Below are 6768 nucleotides of genomic sequence, written 5' to 3' on the forward strand. Positions count from 1 at the left end.
CCGCGCACCTCCTATACTTTTATAACATTGTATCCGGCGGCTTTATAAAGCCTGTTCATTACGGCAAGACCTATGCCGTCTTTAGAAATGCCTTCTGCAAGAATCTGATCTACTCCTAGACGGTCAAATTTCCTCAAAATAGTAAAAATATTAGACGAAATCGTAAGCGGTGCTGTTCTATCACCTGCAGAAATTATATGGCCGCTTGTGTAGAGATGACGTGTCTGCGCAGTTGCCATTATTCCCACTTTCAAACCCTGTGATTCCAATTTCTCTGCCAATTCATTGATGGTTTTAACCTGCCTGTCAATAGGCCCTTCTACCAAGGTCATGGGAGCATCAGGAGCGTAATGACGGTATTTTTGTCCCGGAGAACGGGGCTTTTCGCCCGGCGCAAGACCCGGATCCAAATCCACTCTGCCTAAAACCTCTTGCAATTCTTCACGAGTGACTCCACCGGGTCTTAAAATGATTGGAACTTCTTCAGAAAGATCTAATACTGTAGATTCTACTCCTACAGAGGCTTTGCCACCATCCAATATCATGTCAATCCTTCCGGTCATATCTTCGGCAACTTCCTCGGCACATACGGGGCTGGGCTTTCCGGATATATTGGCGCTTGGAGCGGCAATTGGGACACCTGCCTCTTTTATTAGTTCAAGGGCAACTGGATGAGAAGGCATCCTAATTGCTACCGTATCAAGGCCTCCGGTAGTGCCAAATGGGACCACATCGTTTTTATGAAAAATGATAGTCAGGGGACCGGGCCAGAACTTGTCCATTAAAAGCCTAGCCTTTTCCGGTATTTCTTTTACTAACTGATTGAGCTGGGAAATGTCCCAAATGTGAACAATCAACGGATTGTCTTGAGGCCTGCCTTTTGCAGCATAAATCTTTTTGGCAGCATCTTCATCAAGGGCATTGCCTCCTAAACCGTAAACCGTCTCAGTGGGAAAGGCAACAAGGCCGCCCTTTCGTATGATTTCGGCTGCCATTTTTATCTTGTCCCGTTCCGGCTGATTTTTATCTACTTTAATTATTTTAGTTTCCAGCATAAAACTACCTTCTTCTTCATTATGATTGATTCTTTTTTTATATAAAGATTCTATATAGATTCTGATTTAGGCAGTGAAGACGACGGCAAACGCTCCCGTTAGTTAGACCGTAGTCATTCTTGAATTTGGTGCAAACGGAGCAGTGGCAGCGCGCAGGATGCGCGCTGACGGGCTCTCGGCAGGATGCCGAATTGCCCGTGAAACCCTGGAGAGTGCAGCACCAAATTTTTAGAATGACAGGTCTAAATTTCGGGAGAGGTGCCGTTGTCTTCACCGTTAAGCATCAACAAATTTCATGCGATGACCTTATTATATTCTACAATATTATAATGTGTTAAACAAAATTATACCTGTAATTATGCCCCAAATAAGGCCCCAGGGAGAACTTCTCCCAATCACAAAAGTATCCGGCAGTATTTCTTTGCAAACTGTGTATATCATGGCCCCTGCCGCAAAACCCAAGGATGCAGCAATAAAAGCCGGAGAAACCTGGCCCAGTTTCTGTCCCACAACTGAACCTAAAACCATCGGTAAACCTGCCAGGGCCGTTGCCATAAAAGCAGAAAATGCACTCATGCCTGACAATCTAAATGCAGTAGCTATTGCCATACCCTCCGGAATATTGTGGAGAGCCAAAGTCACCACAAGGACCAATCCTGTGAGCTCAGACGCTTCAAAGCCGCTGCCTATGGCAATTCCCTCGGGAAAGTTGTGACTTGCAATAGCAAAAAAAAGCATGGCGCCAGTCTTTACAAAGTGCTGCATAGTGTTATTTTTTTGAGGGGTCATAAATTCAAGCAAAGCATCAGACCACATCAAAAACATTATCCCTATTATTATTCCAATAAGTGTGTGAAAGAGCCCGGAAATCTCTATGGCTTCAGGAATAAGTTCTGAAAATACCGCCGTCAGCATTATTCCACTGGCAAAACCTAAGACCGATGTCATTTTGTCAGCCTTGACTTCTCTCAAAAAAAATGTATAAAAGCCGCCCATTCCAGTACCGCCCACTCCAGCCAAGAAGCTTAAAAAAGTAGTGCTTGATATTCCCATGCGCTCACCTCTTCTAAAAATCATATGCGCCGATTATTTTGTTATTCCTAAAACTCCTGTTACTACTCTGTCAAAACCGGCATAATCTTTTCGGACTTGTATTTCTTTAAACCCCTCTTTTTCTAGTAGGTATTTTACATCTTGTGCTTGATTCCAACCTATTTCAAAAATCACTCTGCCACCAGGTTTTAAATATTCGGGAGCTTTTGATATTATCCTGCGATAAAACTCTAAACCGTCAAAGCCGCCATCTAATGCAATTTGTGGTTCCTTTTTTACATCATTTGGGAGATTTTTCAGCTCTTTTGAAGGAATGTAGGGGGGATTTGATACTATTATATCCAACTCTCTTATATTTCTTTGCTCAAGGGGTTCCCACAAATCACCTTGAAACAGCAAAACCCGGTCTTGAACACCATGGACATGTATATTTTTTCTCGCGACTTCACAAGCAACATCTGATATTTCAGTTGAGTAAACTTTAGCTTCCTGGTTGTTCACCGCAAAGGCCACTGATATAGCTCCGCTGCCGCAGCATAAATCAGCAATAACGGGATTTGCGATTTTGCTTGCAGCTTTTAAGGCTTCTTCAACAACAAATTCGGTCTCAGGTCTTGGAACCAACACTCCTTTTGTTACATACAAATTAAGGCCGTAAAATTCCTTCCGGCCTATAATATACGCTACAGGGACAAACTGACACCGCTCTTTTAATAATTTGTCATAGCATTCCTGCTGCTCTTTTGTAAGCTCTATTTCATCATATACCAAGAGCTTTAGCCGGTTTGTTCCTAAAACATGGCATAAGATCAGCTGTGAATCCAAAGCGGGATTTGCTACACCAGCCTCATAGAGCCGTTTTTGGCCAATGCTCAAAGCTTTTCTTACATTCACTGAAAACACCTTTCTCTATTCCATCTGAGCCAGCCTTTTGGCCTGATCTTCCGCTATTAAAGCATTTATTATTTCATCAAGTTCTCCCTCGAGGACATTTGCCAACTGGTGAATGGTAAGACCGATTCTGTGATCTGTAACTCTGCCCTGTGGAAAGTTATAAGTGCGTATCCGCTCACTTCGATCACCGGTGCCTACCTGGCTGCGTCGGCTCTGAGCAATTTTTTGATTCTGCTCTTGTTGAGCCTTTTCCAAAAGGCGTGCCCGCAGAACCTTCATGGCTTTTTCCTTGTTTTTTAGCTGTGAGCGCTCGTCCTGGCAAGACACCACAATACCTGTAGGAAGGTGGGTTATTCTCACTGCAGAATCTGTGGTATTTACGCTCTGACCTCCATGACCCGAGGATCTAAAAATGTCTATTCTAAGGTCATTGGGATTTATCTCAATATCAATTTCCTCTGCTTCAGGCAGCACCGCTACCGTTGCTGCCGAAGTATGAATCCTGCCGCCCGCTTCGGTAGTTGGAACTCGCTGCACACGGTGAACTCCTGACTCGTATTTCAAACGGCTGTAAGCACCATGGCCATTGACTTCAAAAATGATTTCTTTAAATCCACCAAGTTCTGTTGGATTTGAATCTATTACTTCGATTTTCCACCCTTGCTTTTCAGCATATCGGCTGTACATGCGGAAAAGGTCACCAGCAAAAAGGGCCGCTTCTTCACCACCGGTTCCTGCCCTTATCTCTACAATTACGTTTCTTTCGTCGTTTGGATCCTTCGGAAGCAGCAATATTTTTAATTGTTCCTCCAGCTTAAGCTTCTTTTCTTCTAACTCTTCCAAGTCGCTTTTCACAAGCTCCTCCATTTCACTGTCACCGGAGGCTTCTTTCAAAAGCACCTGGTTTTCTTTTATCTGCTCAAGAGTCTTTTTGTAATCTCTATAACAATTTACGATTTCTTCAAGGGATGCGTGTTCCTTAGCAAGTTTTCTCCATTCTTCGTGTTTTGCTATAATTTCCGGATCTGCTACTTTTTCAGTCAGCTCAATATATTTCTTTTCTACGGCTTCCAACTTTTCTATCACATTAAATCACCTTCCTGAAATAAGACTCAGTTTAAAACACTCTTAAGTGCAGCTATGGCTACTTCTAATTGTGCTTTATCAGGCTCTCGGGTAGTAAGTCGCTGAAGCCACATGCCAGGGGCATTTAATATTCTTATAATTGGATTATTGCACTTTCCAGCAAGCCTTATAAACTCATATGAAACTCCCGATACTATAGGCAGCATAACTATTCTTGATACTATCCGCAAGATTACCCCAGGCCACCCCATAAATGAAAAAAGTAAAATGCTTACCACCATTACTATCATCATGAAGCTGGTACCACATCTAGGGTGAATGGTAGAATATTTTTGGGCGTTTTCAGGTGTTAACTTCTCGTTGTTTTCATAGCAGTGAACTACCTTGTGCTCTGCACCATGATATTCAAATACTCGTCTAATGTCCTTCATTAAAGAAATGACTGCGATATAAGTCACAAAAATAGCTATTCTTATTAGGCCTTCCACAAGACTTAGTAAAAATGAATTTTGTAAATTGCCACTAATAATATATCTTACGGCAAGGGTAGGCAGTACTATGAAAAGTAATACAGCAAAACCCAAGGCAGAAACAAGTGCAAATGCTATATCCTTGCCGGTAAGCTCCTCCTCATCTTCCAGCCCCGCAACACTTGCAGAATAAGACAGAGTTTGGATGCCGAGAACCAGCATTTCTATTAAGGCCACTATACCTCGCAATATGGGTAGTTTCAGAAATTTGTACTTATCTTGCAATGAGCGGTTTTCCTGAGTTTTTATAACAATATCGTCATTTTTCCTTACAGCTACGGCTGTGGTTTTGGGGCCGCGCATCATAACGCCTTCAATTACCGCCTGCCCTCCAATTTTGGGTTTGACAGGTTGCAACATTTTAACCTCCCTAAATATTAATTAAGAAAAAAGGTCAGAGATAACCTCTAACCTTCTTAAACTACTCTGCATCTTTTAAGCCATATCTCTTCTTAAATCTTTCTACCCGACCACCGGTATCTACCAATTTCTGTTGACCTGAAAAGAAGGGATGGCATTTTGAACATATTTCTACACGCAGGTCTTCTTTGGTAGACCCCGTTTCAAAGGTATTTCCGCAAGCACATCTTACTGTAGCCCTCATGTATTTTGGATGAATTCCCTTTTTCACTCTGTTCACCTCTTTATTGTAAGTTGAATCACTCTAAGACATGTATCTGTAGAGTATTTTATAAAAATTTGTGCAAAGTTGTACCTGGGTTTTAAAAGTCAACTAGTATTATAGCATAGGCTATACATTTTCACAAGAGTTTTTATAAAGCAGTATCCGTGAATTCCACATAGGTTCAAACATGGCGAAGACTTTGGCATTTTCGTCAAGAATTTTAAAAGACTCTATAATATTTGTTGGCCTTTGGTTTATTTTTGTTCTACTTTCTATGTATGTTATAACTTTTTGTAAAAATTTCCTTTATGGTTTCGACACGGGAAGTTACATTTCCCGGGAAATAGACATTTTAACTAACTCTCTATCAAAGATACAAAGCCTTTGCAGTAAGGGCATCTGTTATCTTTAACTTTTGAGTGTGTTTTGTAACCTGCCCTCCTGATTATCAGTTTTTTACAAGTAGGGCAATAAGTATTATTTCCAACATCATCTGCTATGTTTCCTGTATAAACATAATCAAGGTACTTCATGGCAATATCTCGCGCTGTCTTTATTCTCTCTACGGGGGTAGGTGGAATGTCCAATTTAAAATTTGGGAAATAACGGGTGATATGAAGGGGTATATCCTTTCTAAGGGACAAAAGCCATTTGGCCAGTTCCTCAATTTCTTCATCTCTATCGTTCATACCGGGTATTATCAGCATGGTTACTTCAACATGACATCTGGCCTGAGCTATTTCTACAGTTTGCTTCACTGGCAAAAGGCTTCCGAATACTAAGTCTTGATAAAAATCTTCGCTAAAAGCTTTTACATCTATATTCATAGCGTCAATATAAGGGAGGAGCTCTTGGAGAGGTTCTTTCTCTATAAAGCCATTGGTTACAAGGACGTTTTTAAGGCCTGCGTACCTAGCCAATTTGGCACATTCCAAAATATACTCATACCATATAGTAGGCTCATTATAGGTGTAGGCAATGCCTATATTCTCCTCTTTTCTTTTAGCTGTTTCTATTAACTCCCCTGGGGAAATCTGCAGAGTTGGAATATCGGTAAGCTGCGCTATTTGCCAGTTTTGACAGAATTTACACCTAAAATTGCATCCTGTGCTGCCAACTGAAAAAATCATGCTGCCCGGATAAAAGTGATACAGGGGCTTTTTTTCTATTGGGTCCATCGCCCAGGAAGAAACCCTGCCGTAGTTAACAGAATACAACTTTCCATCAATATTTTTTCGCACTTTACACGTTCCAACTCGCCCCGGTGCAATCCTGCAATGGTGAGGACATAAACAGCAGTTGACATAACCGCCTGCAGATTTTTCATAATACATAGCTTCTCTCATAATTATTAGGCGGCCTCCTCCTGTGTTTTGAAAAGGCAAAAATTTCACATAAACTTACTTGTACATTATACCTTTAACATTAATCTTGTTGCAAGATTAGTCTGATTTTCGATCGCGTCAAGATACTATGGGTTTTAAAATAAAAAGTATTCCCTCTGGATATATCTTTTCCTTAAGCG

General features: G+C 41.3%; 7 protein-coding genes. All 7 read right to left on the bottom strand.

Translation table 11 applies throughout. From position 1 onward, the window contains the following. Positions 1 to 11: 11 nt before the first annotated feature. The 7 genes from JT739_RS06890 to amrS all read right to left on the bottom strand — a co-directional run bounded on the left by JT739_RS06890 (position 12) and on the right by amrS (position 6589). On the bottom strand, positions 12 to 1055 hold the full coding sequence (locus tag JT739_RS06890; RefSeq protein ID WP_237660367.1) for an L-threonylcarbamoyladenylate synthase: 1044 nt from the start codon (positions 1053 to 1055) through the stop codon (positions 12 to 14). A 324-nt stretch (positions 1056 to 1379) separates the two neighbouring features. After that, positions 1380 to 2108 (bottom strand): ZIP family metal transporter, encoded by a 729-nt coding sequence (locus tag JT739_RS06895; RefSeq protein ID WP_237660368.1) that lies wholly within the window; start codon positions 2106 to 2108, stop codon positions 1380 to 1382. Between the two features lie 33 nt (positions 2109 to 2141). Continuing rightward, positions 2142 to 3002 (bottom strand): peptide chain release factor N(5)-glutamine methyltransferase, encoded by an 861-nt coding sequence (gene prmC, locus JT739_RS06900; protein ID WP_237660369.1) that lies wholly within the window; start codon positions 3000 to 3002, stop codon positions 2142 to 2144. Between the two features lie 15 nt (positions 3003 to 3017). Further along, entirely contained in the window at positions 3018 to 4088 is a 1071-nt protein-coding gene (gene prfA, locus JT739_RS06905; RefSeq protein ID WP_237660370.1) for a peptide chain release factor 1, read from the bottom strand. Between the two features lie 26 nt (positions 4089 to 4114). Next, positions 4115 to 4978, bottom strand: coding sequence for a DUF1385 domain-containing protein (locus JT739_RS06910; protein WP_237660371.1), 864 nt, complete (start codon positions 4976 to 4978; stop codon positions 4115 to 4117). A 61-nt stretch (positions 4979 to 5039) separates the two neighbouring features. Continuing rightward, the gene (gene rpmE / locus JT739_RS06915; RefSeq protein WP_237660372.1) at positions 5040 to 5249 is read right to left on the bottom strand and encodes a 50S ribosomal protein L31; all 210 of its coding nucleotides are present in this window, start codon (positions 5247 to 5249) and stop codon (positions 5040 to 5042) included. A gap of 350 nt (positions 5250 to 5599) precedes the next feature. After that, complete coding sequence (amrS, locus tag JT739_RS06920; RefSeq protein ID WP_237660373.1) at positions 5600 to 6589, bottom strand: AmmeMemoRadiSam system radical SAM enzyme; 990 nt, start codon at positions 6587 to 6589, stop codon at positions 5600 to 5602. Positions 6590 to 6768 lie beyond the last annotated feature (179 nt).

The sequence above is a fragment of the Tepidanaerobacter sp. GT38 genome, from assembly GCF_021991635.1.
GTDB lineage: Bacteria > Bacillota > Thermosediminibacteria > Thermosediminibacterales > Tepidanaerobacteraceae > DTU063.

Bases quoted from the DNA above. Each gene is read 5' to 3' on its own strand.
- JT739_RS06890 (WP_237660367.1), bottom strand. From the start codon at position 1,055: ATGCTGGAAACTAAAATAATTAAAGTAGATAAAAATCAGCCGGAACGG.
- JT739_RS06895 (WP_237660368.1), bottom strand. From the start codon at position 2,108: ATGGGAATATCAAGCACTACTTTTTTAAGCTTCTTGGCTGGAGTGGGC.
- JT739_RS06910 (WP_237660371.1), bottom strand. From the start codon at position 4,978: ATGTTGCAACCTGTCAAACCCAAAATTGGAGGGCAGGCGGTAATTGAA.
- amrS (WP_237660373.1), bottom strand. From the start codon at position 6,589: ATGAGAGAAGCTATGTATTATGAAAAATCTGCAGGCGGTTATGTCAAC.